Source organism: Martinezella calliandrae (assembly GCF_030272695.1).
Taxonomy (GTDB): Bacteria; Pseudomonadota; Alphaproteobacteria; order Rhizobiales; family Rhizobiaceae; genus Rhizobium; species Rhizobium calliandrae.
The window spans coordinates 84,308-102,968 of sequence record NZ_JARFYN010000008.1 but is presented as its reverse complement, the minus strand read 5'-3'; the positions used below and the strand labels follow the sequence as shown (position 1 = coordinate 102,968).

The 18,661-nt window shown below is 60.4% G+C and carries 14 protein-coding genes; 7 read left to right on the top strand and 7 right to left on the bottom strand.

Features of this window, described 5'->3' with window-relative positions:
- The first annotated feature begins 123 nt into the window (after positions 1 to 123).
- The 3 genes from PY650_RS08335 (at position 124) to PY650_RS08325 (ending at position 3,345) form a co-directional block, all read left to right on the top strand.
- Positions 124 to 1,599 (top strand): YcjX family GTP-binding protein, encoded by a 1,476-nt coding sequence (locus PY650_RS08335; RefSeq protein ID WP_285878637.1) that lies wholly within the window; start codon positions 124 to 126, stop codon positions 1,597 to 1,599.
- On the top strand, positions 1,596 to 2,681 hold the full coding sequence (locus PY650_RS08330; RefSeq protein WP_285878636.1) for a YcjF family protein: 1,086 nt from the start codon (positions 1,596 to 1,598) through the stop codon (positions 2,679 to 2,681). Before PY650_RS08335 ends, PY650_RS08330 begins: the two co-directional genes overlap by 4 nt.
- Positions 2,682 to 2,793: 112 nt before the next feature.
- Positions 2,794 to 3,345, top strand: a complete 552-nt coding sequence (locus tag PY650_RS08325) for a hypothetical protein (protein ID WP_285878635.1) — start codon at positions 2,794 to 2,796, stop codon at positions 3,343 to 3,345.
- A 110-nt stretch (positions 3,346 to 3,455) separates the two neighbouring features.
- Here the strand turns inward: PY650_RS08325 and folK are convergent, their stop codons facing one another.
- Genes folK through folP form a run of 3 tightly spaced genes read right to left on the bottom strand, consistent with a single transcriptional unit; the run spans position 3,456 to position 5,210 of the window.
- Positions 3,456 to 3,995, bottom strand: a complete 540-nt coding sequence (gene folK, locus PY650_RS08320) for a 2-amino-4-hydroxy-6-hydroxymethyldihydropteridine diphosphokinase (protein WP_285878634.1) — start codon at positions 3,993 to 3,995, stop codon at positions 3,456 to 3,458.
- The gene (gene folB / locus PY650_RS08315; RefSeq protein ID WP_285878735.1) at positions 3,979 to 4,341 is read right to left on the bottom strand and encodes a dihydroneopterin aldolase; all 363 of its coding nucleotides are present in this window, start codon (positions 4,339 to 4,341) and stop codon (positions 3,979 to 3,981) included. The genes folK and folB overlap by 17 nt, the downstream gene beginning before the upstream one ends.
- A 5-nt stretch (positions 4,342 to 4,346) precedes the next feature.
- Entirely contained in the window at positions 4,347 to 5,210 is an 864-nt protein-coding gene (gene folP, locus PY650_RS08310; protein WP_490390924.1) for a dihydropteroate synthase, read from the bottom strand.
- A 103-nt stretch (positions 5,211 to 5,313) separates the two neighbouring features.
- Between folP and PY650_RS08305 the strand changes: the two genes are divergently transcribed.
- Positions 5,314 to 5,934, top strand: coding sequence for a DUF922 domain-containing Zn-dependent protease (locus PY650_RS08305; protein WP_285878633.1), 621 nt, complete (start codon positions 5,314 to 5,316; stop codon positions 5,932 to 5,934).
- Between the two features lie 459 nt (positions 5,935 to 6,393).
- Here the strand turns inward: PY650_RS08305 and PY650_RS08300 are convergent, their stop codons facing one another.
- Both PY650_RS08300 and PY650_RS08295 read right to left on the bottom strand, forming a co-directional pair.
- The gene (locus PY650_RS08300; RefSeq protein ID WP_285878632.1) at positions 6,394 to 6,714 is read right to left on the bottom strand and encodes a 2Fe-2S iron-sulfur cluster-binding protein; all 321 of its coding nucleotides are present in this window, start codon (positions 6,712 to 6,714) and stop codon (positions 6,394 to 6,396) included.
- Between the two features lie 151 nt (positions 6,715 to 6,865).
- Entirely contained in the window at positions 6,866 to 7,234 is a 369-nt protein-coding gene (locus PY650_RS08295; protein WP_285878631.1) for an Hpt domain-containing protein, read from the bottom strand.
- A 492-nt stretch (positions 7,235 to 7,726) separates the two neighbouring features.
- On the opposite strand from PY650_RS08295, the gene PY650_RS08290 reads away from it, so the two are divergent.
- The 3 genes from PY650_RS08290 (at position 7,727) to PY650_RS08280 (ending at position 16,098) form a co-directional block, all read left to right on the top strand.
- Positions 7,727 to 14,947, top strand: a complete 7,221-nt coding sequence (locus tag PY650_RS08290) for an apolipoprotein A-IV repeat region-like domain-containing protein (protein ID WP_285878630.1) — start codon at positions 7,727 to 7,729, stop codon at positions 14,945 to 14,947.
- 43 nt (positions 14,948 to 14,990) lie between these two features.
- On the top strand, positions 14,991 to 15,206 hold the full coding sequence (locus PY650_RS08285) for a helix-turn-helix domain-containing protein (protein WP_285878629.1): 216 nt from the start codon (positions 14,991 to 14,993) through the stop codon (positions 15,204 to 15,206).
- A 325-nt stretch (positions 15,207 to 15,531) separates the two neighbouring features.
- Complete coding sequence (locus tag PY650_RS08280) at positions 15,532 to 16,098, top strand: hypothetical protein (RefSeq protein ID WP_285878628.1); 567 nt, start codon at positions 15,532 to 15,534, stop codon at positions 16,096 to 16,098.
- Between the two features lie 398 nt (positions 16,099 to 16,496).
- On the opposite strand, the gene PY650_RS08275 is transcribed toward PY650_RS08280, so the two are convergent.
- On the bottom strand, positions 16,497 to 16,814 hold the full coding sequence (locus tag PY650_RS08275) for an RcnB family protein (protein WP_285878627.1): 318 nt from the start codon (positions 16,812 to 16,814) through the stop codon (positions 16,497 to 16,499).
- 218 nt (positions 16,815 to 17,032) lie between these two features.
- Complete coding sequence (locus PY650_RS08270) at positions 17,033 to 18,643, bottom strand: glycoside hydrolase family 43 protein (protein ID WP_285878625.1); 1,611 nt, start codon at positions 18,641 to 18,643, stop codon at positions 17,033 to 17,035.
- Positions 18,644 to 18,661 lie beyond the last annotated feature (18 nt).

The window sequence follows — 18,661 nt, the reverse complement described above, 5'->3', positions numbered from 1 at the left end:
TTCGGCGGCAAAAGATCTGCCGGCACGCTGATTTAGCGGATTTGACCTCCAAGGGCCGGCCATCTTTTCGGCTCTCGCATCGCTTCCTATATTGACCACCAGCTGTCATTCAGGGATCCCGCCTTGCCGCCAAGCCTGACCTCCTTCACTGACGACGCCCTGATCGCCTTCGATAATCTCATCGACCGTACGACAGGTCTCGTCAATCCGACGATCCGGTTCGGCGTGACCGGCCTTTCGCGTTCCGGCAAGACTGTTTTCATTTCCTCTCTGGTTCATAATCTCTTGAATTTCGGTCGGCTGCCGCTGTTCGAGCCGGTGCAATCCGGCCGCGTCTCCGCCGTGCATCTTGAGCCGCAGCCCGATGATGCCGTGCCGCGTTTCCAATATGAGGATCACATTCGCGCCTTGGTGAAGGAGCGTATCTGGCCGGAGTCGACCCGGGCTGTCTCAGAGCTGCGCGTCACGCTGGATTATCAAAGCGCCAGCGGCTGGAACCGGCTGTTTTCGCCCGGTCGCCTTTCCATCGACATTGTCGACTATCCCGGTGAATGGCTGCTCGATCTGCCATTGCTCACCAAGGACTTCCAGGCCTTCAGCGAGGAGACGCTGGCGCTCGCCAAGACGGGAATTCGCGCGGAGCTGTCGCGTGCCTGGCTCGGGGTGACGCAAGCGACCAATGCCGCCGCGCCCGCCGATGAGACGACTGCACGGGAACTTGCCATAGCCTTTGCCAATTATCTCAAAGCCTGCAAATCGGACGAACGTTCGCTGTCGACACTCCCGCCCGGCCGATTCCTGCTGCCAGGCGACCTCGACGGCTCGCCGGCCCTGACATTCGCGCCGTTGGTGCCTCCGGTCGACGGCAAGGGGCAGAAGGGCTCGCTATGGGCAATGATGGAACGTCGCTACGAGGCCTACAAGTCCGTCGTGGTGAAACCCTTCTTCCGCGAACATTTCGCTCGCCTCGACCGCCAGATCGTCCTGGTGGACGCGCTGCAGGCGATCAACCGAGGCCCGGAAGCTGTACAGGACCTGGAGCGGGCGCTAACGGACGTGCTTTTCTGCTTCCGCCCGGGCGCCAACTCCTTCTTCTCGTCATTGCTCGGCCGCCGTATCGATCGCGTGCTGGTCGCGGCGACCAAGGCTGATCATCTTCATCACGAAAGCCACGACCGGCTGGAGGCGTTGACACGCCGCCTGGTAGAGCGCGCCATAGAACGGATCGGCATGGCCGGCGCCGGCATCGAGGTCATGGCGATCGCCTCTGTCCGCGCCACGCGCGAGGCAACGGTTAAACGCGACGGCCATACACTCCCCGTCATCGTCGGCACGCCGATGGATCGAGAGGCAATCGGCGGCGAGAGCTTCGACGGCAACCGCAAGACGGCGATCTTCCCCGGCGACTTGCCGGAAAATCCGCAATGGCTGTTCGATGCGCTCGAAGGGCGCGCGCCAGGCACAGATTTACCCGAAGTCAGTGTCGTCCGCTTCCGTCCGCCGGAGTTGGACGAGGCCGGTGGCGGCATCAAGCTCTCCGTGCCGCACATCCGCCTAGACCGTGCCATGCAGTTCCTGTTCGGAGACCGTCTCGCATGACGAAGCCGACCGCTGACGATCCCAGCCTTTCGCGCCGTCCCGCCGCCTTTTCGCTGGAACCGGAGACATCGAACGAAGAAGGACCTGCCAAAACGACGGCGCAGGTGCGGCGTCGCAAGCCGCAAAGTTTCGATACTGAAATCGTTCTGACGCCGGACGAGGAAGATCCGTTCCTCGATCCGGCCCCCGCCACCTCCGATGGCGAAGCTGCTGTCGCCTCGCCACGCCGCAGAGGTTTTTCCTTCGGCAAGATTGCCGCCGGTGCCTTCGGCATTCTTTTGTCGCTTGCCTTCGGCCTGTGGACCGACCGATTGATTAGCGATCTCTTCAATCGTGCCGACTGGTTGGGCTATAGCGCGCTTGCGGTGCTCGGCATCGGCATTCTAGCTGTCCTTGCCATCGTCATTCGCGAGACGGCGGGCATGATGCGGCTTGCCGCCGTGCAGACAATCAAGGCGGAGGCGGAGGCCGCCATGACCGAGAAGCGCCCGGCTCGCGCAAAAGCCCTGGTCCAGCGCCTGTGCACGCTTTTGGAGGCTAATCCGGAAACGGCAAAGGGCCGCGCGACGCTGAAAGCGGCAGAGGACGATATTATCGACGCGCCGCAGTTAATCGACCTTGCCGAACGCGAACTGCTCGGCCCGCTGGATCGCCGCGCCCGGGGCCTCATTCTCGGCGCTTCCAAAAGGGTCTCGGTCGTTACGGCCGTCAGCCCGCGCGCGCTGGTGGACATTGTCTATGTGCTTTACGAGTCGGCCAAGCTCGTGCGCGCCATGGCGGAGCTCTACGGCGGCAGGCCCGGCACGCTCGGCATGATCCGATTGATGCGTGACGTGCTTGCGCACCTCGCCGTCACCGGCTCTATCGCCGTCGGCGACAGCATCGTGCAGCAGTTGATCGGCCACGGTTTGGCCTCGAAACTTTCGGCTCGCCTGGGTGAAGGCGTCGTGAACGGCATGATGACGGCGCGCATCGGCATCGCCGCGATGGACCTCTGCAGGCCGCTGTCGTTCAAGGCGTTGAAGCGGCCGGGGATCGGTGATTTTGCGGGCGATCTCGCGCCAAGCATCTCCGGCCGCTGAGTGCCGCAAACCCCCGCCAATACGGCTTTTGCCCCAATAAGAAACCAAGCATTAACCATTCTGAGGCAAAAGTGGATACCAGTTTCCGGTTCCTCTTCGTTAGGGAATGTCCATGTTTTCGCGCCAATTTCTTCTTGTTTGCGGCTTTGCCGTTGCGGCCCTCTCCGCAGGTGCCTGGGTGCATTCAGCCGATGCGGCATCCCGAGACAAAGCCTTCTTCCAGTCTGTCGCCGGTTCGTGGCGCGGCCCGGGCGAGATCGTCGCCGGCAAGTACAAGGGTACGAAGTTCACCTGCAATCTGACCGGCAGCGCCCTTGACGGCAGCCAAGCCGGTGTCAAGCTCGACGGGACGTGCCGCGTCGGCGTCTTCCAGCAGCCGATGACGGCCGAAATCACCCAAAGCGGTGGCAGCTACTCAGGGAAATTTCTCGATGGTGCAGCCGGCAAAGGCCTGGATGTCACATCGGGCACCGTCAACGACGGCACCGTGGTGCTCGGCCTGAACCGCCAGAAGCTGAATGGCGCCATGATTGCCCGCGTCGCGGACAATAAAACGATGAATGTAACGATTTCGGTCAAGGTCAACGACCAGATGGTGCCGGTAATCGGCGTAACATTGCAGCGCGCTAATGTCGATCAAATGGCTGTGGGATCAATCCAGTAGAGCTTATGAGCTGACAGCAAATACGCCTCCGGCTTTTAAAAAGCGGGCCGGGGGCGTTTTTTATCTGCTGATCTGAATGTCGTTGATTGCGATATCGGGTGGGATCGGCACTACGCCACCTTCCACCAATCGCGATTTTCATCGGCGACATCTATTCCCTGCACATCCGCTTCGCTCAACCAATCCGCCACCTTGCGGCCCTTGACCACGAGGTCGGCGTCAAAGTCGAAAAGCGGCACCAGCACGAACCCTCGCTCGGTCATACGCGGATGCGGGATCGTCAAGAGAGATCCGGCGCGTTCGAGATCGCCGTAGGTCAGGATGTCGATATCGAGCGTGCGCGGCCCCCAGCGTTCGACACGCACCCGCTTCATGTCGCGCTCGATACCGAGGCACACCTCAAGCAGCGCCTCCGGCGACAGCGTCGTATCGACGGCTGCACAGGAATTATAGAAGAAAGATTGGTCCGTCTTGCCCCAGGGCGGCGTGCGGTAAAGACGAGAAACCGCGGCAATGCGGCAATCCGCGCGCGCGTCAAGCGTCTTTAAAGCAAGCGCCATGGCTCGAACGGGGTTGTCGAGGTTGCCGCCGAGACCGAGGGTTGCGCGTGTCGAACCGGAAGCAAGAAAAGTTTCAGGCGAAATGCTCAACGCTCACCTGCACATAGTCAAGAACCCCAGGCACCGGCGCATTGGGTTTGCGCACCGCAATCTTCGCCCGGCGAACGGTCGGAAAACGCCGGCAAAGCTCATTGGCGACGTCGAGAGCGAGCGCCTCGATCAGATAGCGTCGGCGTCCAGTGACGATTTCTTCGATGACGCTGAAGGCGATACCGTAATTAACGGTATCGTCGATCGAATCCCGCTCGAGCGCATCGCCGGCATCGACATCGAGCTCGGCATCGACGAAGAAGCGCTGACCGAGGAATTCCTCCTCGTCGTGCACGCCATGGCGGGCGAAAAATGCGCAGTTCTGAAGGGTGATGGTGTAGATCATATCGCTCATGGCGTCCTGGCGCCGATTTTTGCCCGTGTCCTAAGAATAGCATCGGCAACCGCCAGCGCATCCCTGTTGATTGCGACATTATGAACCCGGAAAATTGCCGCACCCTGCAAACGCAATATAGCACTGCTGGCCGCCGTTCCCACATCCCGGTCGGACATATCGCGTCCGGTAACGGCACCGACGAATCGCTTGCGCGACGTGCCAACCAGCAAGGGCAGTTCGAAGCGGAGCAGTGCTTTAAAGCGTGCCATTAGTTCGAGATTCTCATCGGTATCCTTAGCGAAGCCAAAGCCCGGATCGAGCACGATATTCTGCCTGTTCACGCCGGCCGCGGCAGCGATATCGAGCGATCGGCTCAAAAACAACACCTGGTCGTCGATGACGTCCGGCAGCTTTGGCCGTTCGCGCCCGGTATGCATGATGCAGAGCCCCGCACCCGTCTGTGCCGCCAATACCGCGATTTCCGGCTCGCGCTGCAGGCCGAAGACATCGTTGATGATGTGTGCGCCAGCGCTGATCGCCAGCCTTGCCGTGTCGGCGCGATAGGTATCGATGGAAATCAGCGCATCCGTCTTGCCGCGCAGCGCCTCGATGACAGGCAGCACGCGCCCCTGCTCCTGCGTGGCGCTGATTGCCTCGGCGTTCGGCTTGGTGGACTCTCCACCGATATCGATGATGGCAGCGCCCTCCTCCACGCAGAAAAGGGCATGCGCGACCGCGGTGTCGACCGCCTCGTAATAGCCGCCGTCGGAAAAAGAATCCGGCGTTACGTTGACGACCGCCATGATGGCGCTCTGTTGGCCGACATCGAGGCTGCGCCCATGCGCAACGTGCCAGCTATGGCTGCGAAGCTCTATCACGAACCGTCCATCCCATTGAAAATGAAAAAACCCCGCCTCGGATATTGCGCTTGCAGTGGCTATGCCGCAAGCTTCATCGAAGTTCAACCTGGTAGCAGCACGAATGCCGTTTGCTTCTCAACACATCCGTGTCTGGCTTGTCCTTGTGCTTGTGTGCGCCATCTCCAGCGTTGCCGACGCTGAGGTCATCGCCCGCAAGTCGATCTCCTATTTCGATATCAAGGGCGATAGCGCCGATGCGCTCGATGCTTCGTTGAATGCGCGCGGACCCGTGACGATGGGTTCGAGCAGCCGCCACCCAGGCGCGACGAAGATTCGCTTCAGCGGCAACGCGACATATACCGAGCGCAACGGCCGCTGCTATATCACCGACGTCAAAATTACGGTCTACACCGAAATCATTTTGCCACGCTGGCGCGATCGGCGGCATGCGAGCCGGCAATTGTCGATGATCTGGGACACGCTCTCGGAGGACATCCGCCGTCACGAGGACAGGCATGCGGAAATCGCCCGCGATCACGCACGGCAGATGGAAAGGGCGATCCTCGCCCTGCCTTCGGCCAAGGATTGCGACACGCTGCAGGACAAGGCAAACGAGGTCACCATGCAGCAAACTCAGCTACATGATGAGGACCAGGCCCGATTCGACAAAATCGAAGCGATCAATTTTCAAAGTCGCATCCAGCGGCTGATGACCTATCGCAGCCAACAAACTGGCGAATAAATGCCAATTTTGGCCTCTTTTTTGCCAAAATTACGTGCCGGTCGCAGCAACCTGTGGGAAAACTGTCACTATACCTGTGAATCGTCCACTACTTCTACCTTTTGAACTTTACGAGAATCTGAAATAGGTTTTTCCTATCTTAAAGGGCGTGGATCAGTTCTTGCAGATTGTGAACCGGAAACCTGAGGGGTTTCCCGCAAAGATCTATCAGAGTTCATGCGCCGGCGGTTCATTCGTTCCACCGCGCTTAGAGTTTAGTGTTTGACGCGTATATTCAGTGTTCTCCTGGCGCGTCCTGAAGCCACAGGTGTTTCCTCCCTTGCCTGTTGGTGATGCGCCCGCCTTGCCTCGCTCGCTGCGACAAGCTGAGCGAGGCTTCTTTTTTGTCCGCGCATCCCGAAAGCGGCACGGATTCTTTGAACTGTCCGACAGCAGGTCGCATAAATCGAGCGGCAGACCTCAGGCCTGACGCTCCGGAACATGCACGACGAGGCCGTCAAGCGCCTTGGTCACCTTGATCTGACAGGACAGGCGCGAAGTCGGGCGGACGTCGAAAGCGAAATCCAGCATGTCCTCTTCCATCGGCTCCGGGCCGCCGACCTTGTCGGCCCATTCTTCATCGACATAGACGTGACAGGTGGCGCAAGCACAGGCGCCGCCGCATTCGGCCTCGATGCCAGGCACGGAATTGCGCACGGCATTTTCCATGACGGTGGAGCCATCGTCGGCATCAAGGTCAAAACGGGTACCGTCGAAAGCGACGATGGTGACTTTGGTCATGTGATTGAATTCCGGTATTCGAGAGTGAAGGGCTACATCCGGAATTTTTCTTCCAACAATTCCAGAGGGCAGTCAACAATTGCGCCACCGAAATGGCTCAAACCATTTGGTGGCGCTATGGAAGACATGGATAATCTTGGTCAGCGTCAGCTCAACGCGACAGCTTCAGAATGAAATTCTCGGCCTCGATGACGCAGCTCGTCACCACCGCCATGCGAGCAGGGTCGCCGACATCGCTTTCGAGCGCATTGGCGGCATCGGCCACTTTGAATGCGCCGACGGCAGCTGCTGCACCCTTCAGCCGGTGCGAAGCGGCCACGGCGCGCTTTGGATCGCCGCTGCCGATTTCCTGCAGGCAGGACCGCGCCTGGCGGGCAAACATCTGAAGCACTTCCACTTCCAGGGCCTTGTCGCCCATCGTCTGCTTCGCGAGATGAACGAGGTCGATTGCCCGCTCCCGCGATGGCGCCGCGCCGCGCGAATTGTCCGGCGCTTCGAACGCGATATTTAATGCTGCCATGTGCCAACTCTCCCGTCTTATTTTATAGGGTTCACTGGGATCTGCCGCATGCTTGCGGCTTGCCGATGGCTATCGAGTTAAATTTTGGCACATTGGCGGCGTAAATCTCACGACATGGTTAACGGGCGTTAAACATGGCTAAATTATTAGGTTTTCAGCAGGTTGCGGCCACGAAAAGTGTTAACAATGGCTTAATACGACACGGAGCCGGCCGTGGAATTAATTGTCACGCTTGGGGGAATGTGTCACTACGGTACTGATAAATTGGGTTCATGGCCTATGCCTTTGCCCAAGAGGTGGATAGTGGTAATGTTTTAATACCATCCGTTTGAAAAAGCGGTTATCCACTCTGAAATGTAACGGGAAATCCATCTCCGACATCAGTCAGGGGCGGGTAACCCCACGGGAGGCAGGGTTCGTCTTTTCTGGACGTTGGCGGATTTCCGGAAAAGACACGGCAGGCCCGAACGAGTAGTAACGAGGCGTAACCGTATGGCGAACAAAAAGTACATCGAGTCGATCGAGGACAAGGCCTTTCAGGCACTGGACGAGGCTTTGCAGATCGATTTCAGTGACGAGAACTTGGAGCCTCGCAGCGGTTCGACGCCTGACGCCCCGGAGACAAGAGTGTCTGAACCATCGACTCCGCCTGCAAAACAGAGCCAGGATGACGCGGCACGCAAGGCGGCCGCAGCGCGCAGCGCCACCGCTGCCGCCCGACCGACCGAAGTGCCGAAGAGCCCCATCTTCGCTCCAGCCAACGATGGCAACCGGGTCAGCCCGGCAAGCATCCTGAAATCGCTCGATGGCGCCTCTCAAAGCCACGCCGTGCGCAACGCGACGATCTTCTCGCTGTTCTGGATCGTCGGCGGCATCGGTCTCGCCTTCTTGCTTTACGGGCCGCAGCTCTGGAACATACGCTCAGTTGCCGATCTCGCCGCACTTCCCGGCGTGATCGCCTGCATCATCGGCATCATCGTTCCCGTCCTGCTGTTTTATGCTTTCGGTGTGATGATTTCGCGCGCCCAGGATATGCGCAACGCCGCCCGCTCGATGGCGGAAGTGGCACTGCGCCTCGCCGAGCCGGAAACGGTCGCCTCCGAGCGCATCATGACGGTCGGCCAGGCCGTGCGCCGCGAAGTTTCGGCCATGAACGAAGGCATCGAGCGGACGATCGCCCGCGCCACCGAGCTCGAGACGCTGGTTCATACCGAAGTCAACGCGCTAGAGCGCAGTTATGCCGACAACGAGCTTCGCGTGCGCGGCCTTGTGCATGAACTCGGCTCCGAGCGCGACGCGATCGTCAATCACGCCGAACGCATCCGCTCGTCGATCGTCGGCGTGCATGACCAGATCAAGGAAGATCTGTCTCTTGCGACCGAAGAAATTGCCGTGCGCCTGTCGACCTCGGGTGAGGCCTTCGCCTCGATGATCGATACGCGCGCCGCTACACTGATGGAGAAGTCCGATTCTGCCTTGGAGGCGCTCGGCACCCTACTCGCGGCCAAGACAGACAGCCTGCTGCAGAACGTCAATGCTTCCGGCGTCGCGCTGAGCCAGGAATTCGACACGCGTCTTGAAAGTCTATCCTCGACGCTGGCGGAGCGCGGTAATGAGCTGTTGAGCCAGTTCGAAACCCGTGCCTCCACGCTGGATGCCAACACCGAGAAGCTGAACACGGCACTCAATGATCGCGCTCGTCAATTGAATGAGACGCTGGTCGCCCGCACCCGCGAAATCAGCGAAAGCCTCACCGGCAGCGAACGCTCGATCGCAAGTACGCTCGATGATGTGCTCTCCAAGCTTAACAGTGCCCTTGATGAAAAAGGCGCGAGCTTCCGCCAGAGCCTGCAGTCGACCGCCGATGACACCATCATGGATATCGACCTGCGCTCGGGCTTCTTCGAGGAGCGCATGCAGTCGACTGTGGCGCAGATTTCGACTGCCTTCGACGAGCGGGTCTCGGAATTCACCTCGGCCTTCGACAAGCGCGCCGGTTCGCTGGACAGCAAACTGTCGGAAAGCCTCACTCGGATCAACGAAACGCTAAGTGGCGGCTCGGATGCCATTGACGGCATCCTGAACTCCAGCATCGAGCGCATTGGCTCTTCGCTGACCGACCAGTCTTTTGCCTTGGCGACGACACTTGCCACCAGCCAGGAAGTATTGGAAAGCGCGATCGGCTCCAAGGCCGACGAAATCGCTGCTGCGCTCGAGGGGGCAAGGAGCGGGATTACCTCAGCCCTGACGTCCGGCGCCAGCGAACTGCACACCACCCTTGCCTCGCATGCCGGCAACTTCACGTCCGCAGTCCAAGGTGTAGCGCGCGACGTCTCCGCCGCCTTGCAGAGCGGCACGCAAGAGCTGACCTCGGCTTTTGCCGGCCGCTCCGGCGAGCTCTCCAATACGCTTGCCGAGCATTCCAGCGAGTTCACCAAGGCCCTGCAGACGGCAACCTCCGACATCTCCTCGGCGCTGAACAAGGGCACGAGCGAGCTGACCAACACTTTCCTCGGCCGCGCCAGCGAGATCAACAACACGCTTTCGGCCCGCACCGGCGAGATCACCCAGGCGCTGGGTTCGGCGCATGAACGCATCGATACGGTTATGGCCGAGCGCAGCAGCGCGCTGTTCGGCGCGCTTTCCGACAACCAGTCGCGCTTCGAGCAGACGCTGGCCGAGCGCTCGGAAGGTATCATCAATGCCGTCACCGGCAGCCATGAACATCTGACCGCTGCCCTTGACGAGCGCACCTCGATGCTGGCGATTTCGCTTGCCGAAAACCAGCTTCGCCTCGAGAACACACTGGCAAGCCGCGCCGACGCAATTGCCAGCAATGTCGCCGAAACACACAGCAAGCTGGCCGATACCTTGGACGACAAGGTCATGGCGCTCGCCATCGCGCTATCGGACGGCCAGGCGCGCATCGAAGATACTTTGAGCGGCCGGGCTGAGAGCCTGACCAGCGCACTCGCTGACACGCATAACAAGCTCGCCGACACGCTTGACGACAAGACGATGGCGCTGGCCATTGCTCTTTCCGATAGCCAGGCACGTCTGGAAGATACTTTGTCCGGCCGCGTCGAGGGCTTCACGGGCGCCATCGCCGATACGCACAACGCACTGGCAAGCACCCTGGACGACAAGACGAAGGCGCTTTCAGCAGCGCTCACCAGCAGCCAGTCCCGCCTGGAAGAGACGCTCTCCGGCCGCGTCGAAGGCCTGACCAATGCGATCGCCGATACCCATACCAAATTGGCCGAAACACTCGACGACAAGACGATGGCGCTTGCCGTCGCGCTCTCGGCGAGCCAGGCACATCTGGAGGATACTCTCTCCGGCCGTGTCGAAGGCCTGACCAATGCGATCGCCGATACCCATACCAAATTGGCCGAAACACTCGACGACAAGACGATGGCACTCGCCGTCGCGCTCTCGGCAAGCCAGGCACGCCTGGAAGATACCCTATCCGGTCGTGTCGAAGGCCTGACAAACGCCATTGCCGATACCCACAGCAAATTGGCCGAAACACTCGACGACAAGACGATGGCGCTTGCCGTCGCGCTTTCGGCCGGTCAGGCACATCTGGAGGATACTCTCTCCGGTCATGCCGATCGCGTTTCCGATACGTTGGACGGCAAGACCAGGGCGCTCGCCGAGGCCTTTAGCAGTGGCCAGTCGCGCCTTGAGGAAACGCTTTCCAATCGCGCTGAGGCGATCACCAACGCTTTCACGGGCAGCCATACGGCTCTCGCCGACGCGCTGGACGAAAAGGCGATGGCGCTCGCTATGTCGCTTTCCGCCACACAATCCCGGCTCGAGGATTCGCTGTCGAGCCGTTTGGACGCACTCTCCAATACGGTCGCCGGCACGCATGACAAGATCGTCAACAGCCTCGACGACAAGACGCTGGCGCTTGCGATCGCGCTGTCGGATAACCAGGCCCGGATCGAGGAAACCTTAGCAAATAGCGCCGAGGCGATCGCCCATGCCGTCAACAGCGGCCATGCGGCGCTGACCGACACGCTCGATGACAAGAGCATGGCGTTCGCCATCACGCTTGCCGAAAATCAGAACCGCTTCGAAAGTGCCCTGGAATCCCGCGCCAATGCCCTGCTCGACAGCGTGGCCGGCGCGGAATCCCGTGTCGCCGGCGCTTTTGGCGACAAGGCCGACGCCATTCGCGCCGCCTATACCGAAAATCAGGATCGCCTCGACCGCTCGCTCGGTACCCATACCGACGCGCTCTCCGGTCTGCTCGGCAGCGCCAGCGCCCGGATCGAAAACCTCATTGGGGGTTCGGCCGAACGTGTCGAAACCGCACTCAGCGCCACCACCCGCCAGCTTGAAAATGCCCTGGGCGCCGGCCTGTCTGAGATGGATGAGAGCCTTGCGTCTGCCTACGAGCGCATGCGAAGCACTCTCGAGGATCGCAGCAACGCCATCAGCCTGACGCTGCGCGATGCGCATGCGCAGCTCGACAATACGTTGACGGAGCAGGCGACTGCGATCGGTACGTCGATCGCCACCAGCGCCAGCATGCTGGAAATGTCGCTCGAAGATCGCGAAGCCTCACTGCGCCAGACCATCGATGCCAGCGCAAGATCTCTGGAAGAACGCCTGCACGGCGGCGCCGGGGATATTGCCGGTCGCATTCAGCAGGCAGCCGGCGACATCACACGCTCTGCCGAGACGTTCTCGAGCAATCTCAATCAGTCGATCGATGGCATGACCAGCCGCTTTGCCGAGACCGGCTCGCGCGTCGAGGCCAGCCTATCGGCCCTTGAGAACCGTATCCATGATGGCGTCGGCGGAGTTGCCGCGCAGGTGGATGCCGCCGGCAACCGGCTGTCGGACACACTTTCAAGCGGCATCACCCAGATCGACCGCAGCGGAGACGCCGCTGCAGCCCGCATCGCCGCAGCCCTCGACAATCGTCTGGCAACCATGGCCGAGGCGATCGACAGCCGCACGGCCAATCTGAGCAGGGCACTGGAAAGTGGCAGCGCCCACATCGAAGAGCGCCTGTCGACCATGGACCGAGCCCTGAATGTCGGCCTCGAAGCCGTCAATCGCACTATCGAGGGCAAGGCCACCAATCTCGCCACGACACTGCGCACCGCCGTTGCCGATGCCGCGCAAGGCATGGATAGCGAGGCGACGCGCACGGCCGATCTGCTTGCCCGCACCGGCCAGCAGTTCGCCGACGACCTTGGCAACCGCAGCGATGCCTTCACCCGCGCCATGAACGAGCGTTCTGAAGAGATCGTCACGCGCGTCTCCGAAACGCATAATCGTCTGGCAAGCCAGGCGGCCGCCGTCGCCCAGACTTTCTCGGAAGCCGGCAACGCGATCGTCAACAAGGTCGCCGAGGCCGAGGGACTTGTCGGCAATCAGGTCAACGCGATCTCGCAGGTGCTGTCCTCCGCCGAGCAATCCCTGGAAGCCCGTGGCGCCGCCATTCGCAATACGCTCGCCGGCGGCAGCGAGCAGATTGCTTCGACGATGGCTGAGGTCGAGCGCGCGCTCGATCAACGCGGCAACGCGATCCGTACCAGCCTGGAAGATCGAGCTCGCGAGATCAACGCGACACTGGCAGACGTCGACAAGGCTCTGGAAGCCCGTGGCACATCGATCCGCTCTTCGCTCGATGAGCGTACACGCGAGCTGAACTCCATGCTCGCCGGCCGCTCCAGCGAGCTGTCGCGCCTGATCGACGAGAAGGCTCGCCCGATCGTCGACCGCTACGCGGCAACCGGTCAGGAGGCTGCGGCGCTGATCTCGGCCGCTGCTCAGGAAAGCAGTGATCGCTTGCGCGCTGAAAACGCCGCACTGATCAACGCCATCGCATCGCGCACCAATGACACGTTGGCAGCAATCTCGGCTCGCACCGAACATGCCGCCAATGCAGTCAGCGCGCTGGAGAACAACTTGCTCGCCAGTGTCAACGGCATCATCGAGCGGTTGGCGGAAAACAATTCCGCTATGGCAGGCATGCTGAGCAGCGCCGCCGAGGAATTCGCCACGATCGATGGCCGCCTCAATGCGACATCGGCCCGGTTTGCCGACTCCGCATCGAAAGCGGGCGAAATGGTTTCTGCCTCGACGCGGCTTCTCGAAGGCAAGGTCGACAAGCTCTCGGATATTTCAGGCAAGACGCTGTCGCAGGTCGGCGGCATCATCGGCCGCTTCGACGAGCATTCCAAGGTTCTGTCGCAGGCTTCCCAGCTTCTGGGTGCTGCACAATCGAACCTCGTCTCGACGTTGGAAGAGCGCGAGACAGCGCTGCAGAACCTGTCCATTGGCCTGGTGCAGCGCTCGGAAGAGATCGAAAACACCATGCGCGCGCTCGGCAGCATGGTGGAAAGCGCCTTCGACCGTGCCGAACAGCGCTCCAACCAGGTCACCGGCAATCTGCGCCAGGGCGTGCAATCCTCCTTCGCCGATATCGGCCGTGTGCTCGCCGACGCGGAAGCCCGCGCCGAACAGGCGGCGCAAAGCATGCGCGGAACGCTTCAGAAGGCTGGCGAAGAAGCCAACCAGACGATCGACGGTACTTTCGCCAACGCGGAACGTCGTTCGAGCGAACTGACGAACCGTCTCCGGGGTGGCCTCTCCGCCTCGATCAACGACATGGAGCAAATGCTGGCAGAAGCCAGCAAGACATCGGACGGCGCAGCCCAGCAGTTGCGCGAGACCTTGCGCGTCGTAGTCGACGACGCTGTGGGCCGCTTCTCCGGTGCGACCGATGAGATCCGTCGCTCGGCAGGCGACATCCGCCGGGAACTCGACCTGACCCGCAGCGAACTGAAGCGCGGCGCCTTCGACCTGCCGGAAGAGGCCAAGGAAAGCGCGGCCGCCATGCGTCGCGCCGTCGCCGAGCAGATCAAGGCGCTGCAGGATATTTCCCAGATCGTCGGCCGCTCGACGCAGCAGCTGGAAATCTCCGAACCGGCAGCCCGCGCGCTGGCCGAAGCACAGCCGGCTCAGCGCCCCCGTCCGGCAGCACCCGCACCGGCAGCACCCGCACCGGCCGCGGCAGCTCCCCGGCCCCAGCCAGCCGCACCGCAGCCGCCCGTTCAGCAGGCACCACAGCAGCCAGCGCCGCAACCGCCGGCTCCGCAGCCGCAGCAGCCGCCGATCGAGGCCCTGGGCCTTCGTGGCACACTCTCCGAGCGTCCTGTTGCCCCGCAGCCGCGTCCGGCCGAGGCGCCCGCTCCTACCCGCCAGGAAACGGCTGCAGGCGGCGGGTGGATCAGCGATCTCCTGCGCGGCGCATCGCGCGACGACCTTGCCGACCTGCCACCGGCTCGCCAGACCGCACCACGCCAGCAAACGGAAGCAGCGCCTGCGGCGCGCAATCCGCGCCACGTGGTTGAATCGCTGAACTCGCTTTCGGTCGATATCGCCCGCGCCATCGATCACGATGCTTCGGTTGATCTGTGGCGGCGTTATCAGCGCGGCGAACGGGATGTCTTCACCCGCCGCCTCTACACGCTGAAGGGCCAGCAGACCTTCGACGACATCAAGCGCAAATACGACCGCGAGCCAGAATTCCGCACCGCCGTCGACCGCTATATCGCTGATTTCGAAAAGCTGCTTTCAGACGTGGCCCGCACGGATCGCGATCGTAGCGTCACGCAATCCTACCTCACCTCCGACACCGGCAAGGTCTACACCATGCTGGCCCATGCGGCAGGTCGTTTGAGCTGATTACTTAGGATCGTGCGCAACAAAAATCCGCAGTTGGACCACCTTGAAGAGCAATGACTGGAAGGCGCTACGCGCCGAACTCCCGGAAGACGTTCGTCCGCGCCTTGACGAAAAGCGCCAAGCGCGTCGCGTGGGCAAGGCTCTGGCTGAAGTGCGTAAGGCGATGAATGCAACACAGCAGGACGTCGCCACGCGTGCCGCTATGACGCAGAATACCGTCTCGAAGATCGAGAGCGCTGATGATTTCCTCCTATCGTAAGTCGTGCGCCACACGCACTCCGTTGGAGGTGGTATCGAGCTTGTCTTGAAGACGCCTGACGGTAAGGCAAAGCGGGTCGACTTCGATCCCGAAATCTATGTCAAGCAATACGCATAGCCGAAAGGTGGCGCGCAATTATGCGTTGGTGGCAATCGCTGCCTAAGGCCGTAAAAATGATGTCGTGACATCACAAGCAGCAACCGCCCAACCTTTGGTGGTTGCTCTACGTAATAGCGCAAAAATCCGCAATTATGTAGGACCCACCACCAGACTCTCATTCCGTGACCAGATAGTCCGAAAGCGTAGCTTTTAGAGGGGGTTACGGATGCAGGTGGTAGAGGAGCTGAAAAAGAAGCGGGAAGAGCTGGAGGCCAAGATCGATGCCCTTCACGGCGAGATCGCGGTCCTGGAGCAGCAGCGAGCCGCGTTCGACACCGTGCTGAAAGTTTACGACGTGCGCTATCGTCCCGACGGCGCTGCTCGCATCCGTCCGAGAAAGCCTCCGAAGGTGCCTGCAAGCGCAGTGACACCATTGCTCAAGGATCTCGACAAGCGCGGAGCCCTCCTGCGCATCCTGAGGGATGCAGAGGCTCCGGTTTCGACTGCGCACTGCGCAAAGCAGGTCGCGCTGCAGAAGGAGAGCGTCGATCGCTGGCATGCATCCTGGTTAACAGGGCCTCGTAAGTGCCTACAGATGAAACCAGCCATCCCCCGCGGAAAGCGGTATTATGTGTTCTTTAGAGTCCAGTTCTTGGGAGAGAATCCCAACACCGATCCGCTCGCAATGGACCTTTACATCGAAAGCGCCTATGTCAAGGACGTGCAGGTCCGGTTCCGACGGCTGGCACCGTTTGGCCGGATCGTGGAAGAAGCTGTGTTTGGAAAGCAATAGAGCGGCCGAAGCCGCTCTATTGTATTACTCGACCAACCAAACCTTTCGGTCCACCGGCGTAACCGTGTGACTGGATTTCTCCAGCGGGCTAGTGCTATCCGTGTTAATCACGTCAGCCGACCAGTCACTAGCTGCGCTGCGACATTTCAGCCCAAGCGCTCGAAGTACAACTAACTTGTATCGAGTAGGTTCCCTTCCCGCAAGCAGATTTTTGCCCCTCCCCGTGTCGACGGATGGTCGCAGCGAATTTCTGCTTGGTGGTGGGTCCTACATAATTGCGCAAAAATCCCTGGTCATCGTACCGGGGATTTTCGATTCTGACCGAAACAGCGAAAATTTTTCGCATAAAAAAGCGGCCTATCGGACCGCTCATTCTCATTTCGGATTTGAGATCAAACTCAGTGAGCAGTCTCAACTTTGGAGATCAGGCCGCTGGTAATGCCGACAAGCAGGAAATTATTGCCGATACGAACCCAGTGATAGCCGTGTGGCGGGGCCTTCAGATGATAATGGCGATAGTCGACGGGTTTGGCGCGATGGCGATCGGCGGCCGACAGATGGCGGCCCTTGACCCAGTGCCCCTTGTGAACGACGACCTTTTTCTTCTCGACGATAGCCTCGTTGTGAGGGACCGGCGCGGCATTGGCTTTGGCTGCCATGGCGAGCGGCGTTGCTAATACGGAACCGGCAAGAAGGATGGAAAAGAGTCTCTTCATTCGAGTGTTTCCTCAATTTTTTGTTCATGCCAGCAATTTATCGCGCAAAGGATAAACCGAATCTGAAAATCATATTACAGTTTTATAATGGAAATTAGGTGCTTGCAGGGATTGTCTAATAAAATGCGTGTGCGATGTTGGCAGCAACCGGCCGGCTGAAAAGGTCCCACCCGCCTATCAAGCGAAGGCGGGCGGACGACGATCAGTCATTGGACCACTCACAGCTGGTCGTAATTGAACCAGTCGAAATCGGCAGTCTTTGCACGACCCGACGTATCGAAAGCGAACATGCCGGCAAAGGCGCCGGTAAAGGAGCCGTGTTCGCCACGGCCGCCTTCGTCGGAAATGACACCGGCGTCGAGGACCGGGCCGATTGCCTGCCACGCTCCCATGCCCTCAGCCTGCCAGAAGAATTGCACGTCATTATCACGGACCTCCATGGCAAGCTGGATGCGTCCGTCCGGAACGGAGACGCCGCCTTCGATCGGAAAACTCAGCCGACCATTCGGATAGTCGCCCGCGCAGGTCATGATCGTGACGCAGCGTCCGAGCTTCTCATGCAAGGTGAGCGCTATCGCATGCAGCTTGAAGCGATTGTAATAGTGCGTCAAACCAGCGACCTGCTGATAGGTATCGGGCTGAAATTCCACGACCGTCTCGGCCCGGAAGCTGTGATGCTCCTGCCTGCGGGCGACAAGCGAGTGCTCGAACCAAGAGCCGATGCTTTCCCGCGCAAACAGACGCAGATGGCCGGGCCGCTCCGTCAGGCTGAAGATGCGTTCCGGCTGCGGCGTGCGCAACCACTGAAAATCCATGGGCAACTTGCCGCCGTCGAAATTATAGCCGCTGCGGCGCGGCTTCTCGACCGGCTGAGCTTGGTTGAGGCCCTGTACTTCGACATCGGGAACCACCGTGCCGTTTTCGAGATAGAGCCAGCCGTCTTCCTTCCAGACGCATTTCTGCAGGCTGGTCTCGCGGCCAAGGGTACAACGGCGATGTGGCGGCAGCGGCCGACCGGAAAGATGCGTATGATAAAACTGCCCGTCGGCCGTTTCCACATATTGGCCATGCCCCGCCCGCTGCAACACCGCTTCCGGATGGTCCTTCGAGGTGATGAGATGCTTGTTCGGATGCAACTCGTAAGGTCCATCGATATTGCGCGAGCGCGCCATTGTCACGGCGTGGTCGTATCCAGTGCCGCCCTCGGCGGTCGTCAGATAATAGTAGCCGTTGCGCTTGAAGAGATGCGGGCCTTCGACCAGGCCGAGCTCGGTGCCTGGGAAAATGTTCTTGACCGGCCCCTTCAGCAATTTCGTTACCGGGTCCCATTCCTGCAGCAAAATGCCGTCAAAAGCCGGCGTTTTTGGCGAGCCGCCGTAGCTTTCGGTGCGATGGTTCCATTGCATGTTGACGAACCATTTGCGGCCGTCGTCATCGTGGAAGAGCGAGGGATCGAAGCCTGAGGAGTTGACGTAGGAACGCTCGGACCATTCGCCTTCGATCGTCGGCGACGTCACGATGTAATTGTGCGCATCCTTGAAATTGCCGTCGTAACGCTTGACGTCGGTGTAGACCAACCAAAATAGACCATCGGCATAGGACAGGCATGGCGCCCAGATGCCGCAACTATCCGGCTCGCCGCGCATGTCGAGTTGGGAGGCGCGCTCCAGTGGGCGGCGAACCAGGGTCCAGTTCACCAGATCGCGCGAGTGATGGATCTGGACGCCCGGATACCATTCGAAGGTCGAGGTGGCGATGTAATAATCCTCGCCGACGCGGCAGATAGACGGATCGGGGTTGAAGCCCGGCAAAATCGGGTTGCGGATCATGGAACCATCTCCTCCAGA

Excerpts from the sequence above, each read along its gene's own strand:
- PY650_RS08330 (WP_285878636.1), top strand. The coding sequence starts at position 1,596 with ATGACGAAGCCGACCGCTGACGATCCCAGCCTTTCGCGCCGTCCCGCC.
- PY650_RS08325 (WP_285878635.1), top strand. The coding sequence starts at position 2,794 with ATGTTTTCGCGCCAATTTCTTCTTGTTTGCGGCTTTGCCGTTGCGGCC.
- folB (WP_285878735.1), bottom strand. The coding sequence starts at position 4,341 with ATGATCTACACCATCACCCTTCAGAACTGCGCATTTTTCGCCCGCCAT.
- PY650_RS08305 (WP_285878633.1), top strand. The coding sequence starts at position 5,314 with ATGCCGTTTGCTTCTCAACACATCCGTGTCTGGCTTGTCCTTGTGCTT.
- PY650_RS08300 (WP_285878632.1), bottom strand. The coding sequence starts at position 6,714 with ATGACCAAAGTCACCATCGTCGCTTTCGACGGTACCCGTTTTGACCTT.
- PY650_RS08295 (WP_285878631.1), bottom strand. The coding sequence starts at position 7,234 with ATGGCAGCATTAAATATCGCGTTCGAAGCGCCGGACAATTCGCGCGGC.
- PY650_RS08290 (WP_285878630.1), top strand. The coding sequence starts at position 7,727 with ATGGCGAACAAAAAGTACATCGAGTCGATCGAGGACAAGGCCTTTCAG.
- PY650_RS08280 (WP_285878628.1), top strand. The coding sequence starts at position 15,532 with ATGCAGGTGGTAGAGGAGCTGAAAAAGAAGCGGGAAGAGCTGGAGGCC.
- PY650_RS08275 (WP_285878627.1), bottom strand. The coding sequence starts at position 16,814 with ATGAAGAGACTCTTTTCCATCCTTCTTGCCGGTTCCGTATTAGCAACG.
- PY650_RS08270 (WP_285878625.1), bottom strand. The coding sequence starts at position 18,643 with ATGATCCGCAACCCGATTTTGCCGGGCTTCAACCCCGATCCGTCTATC.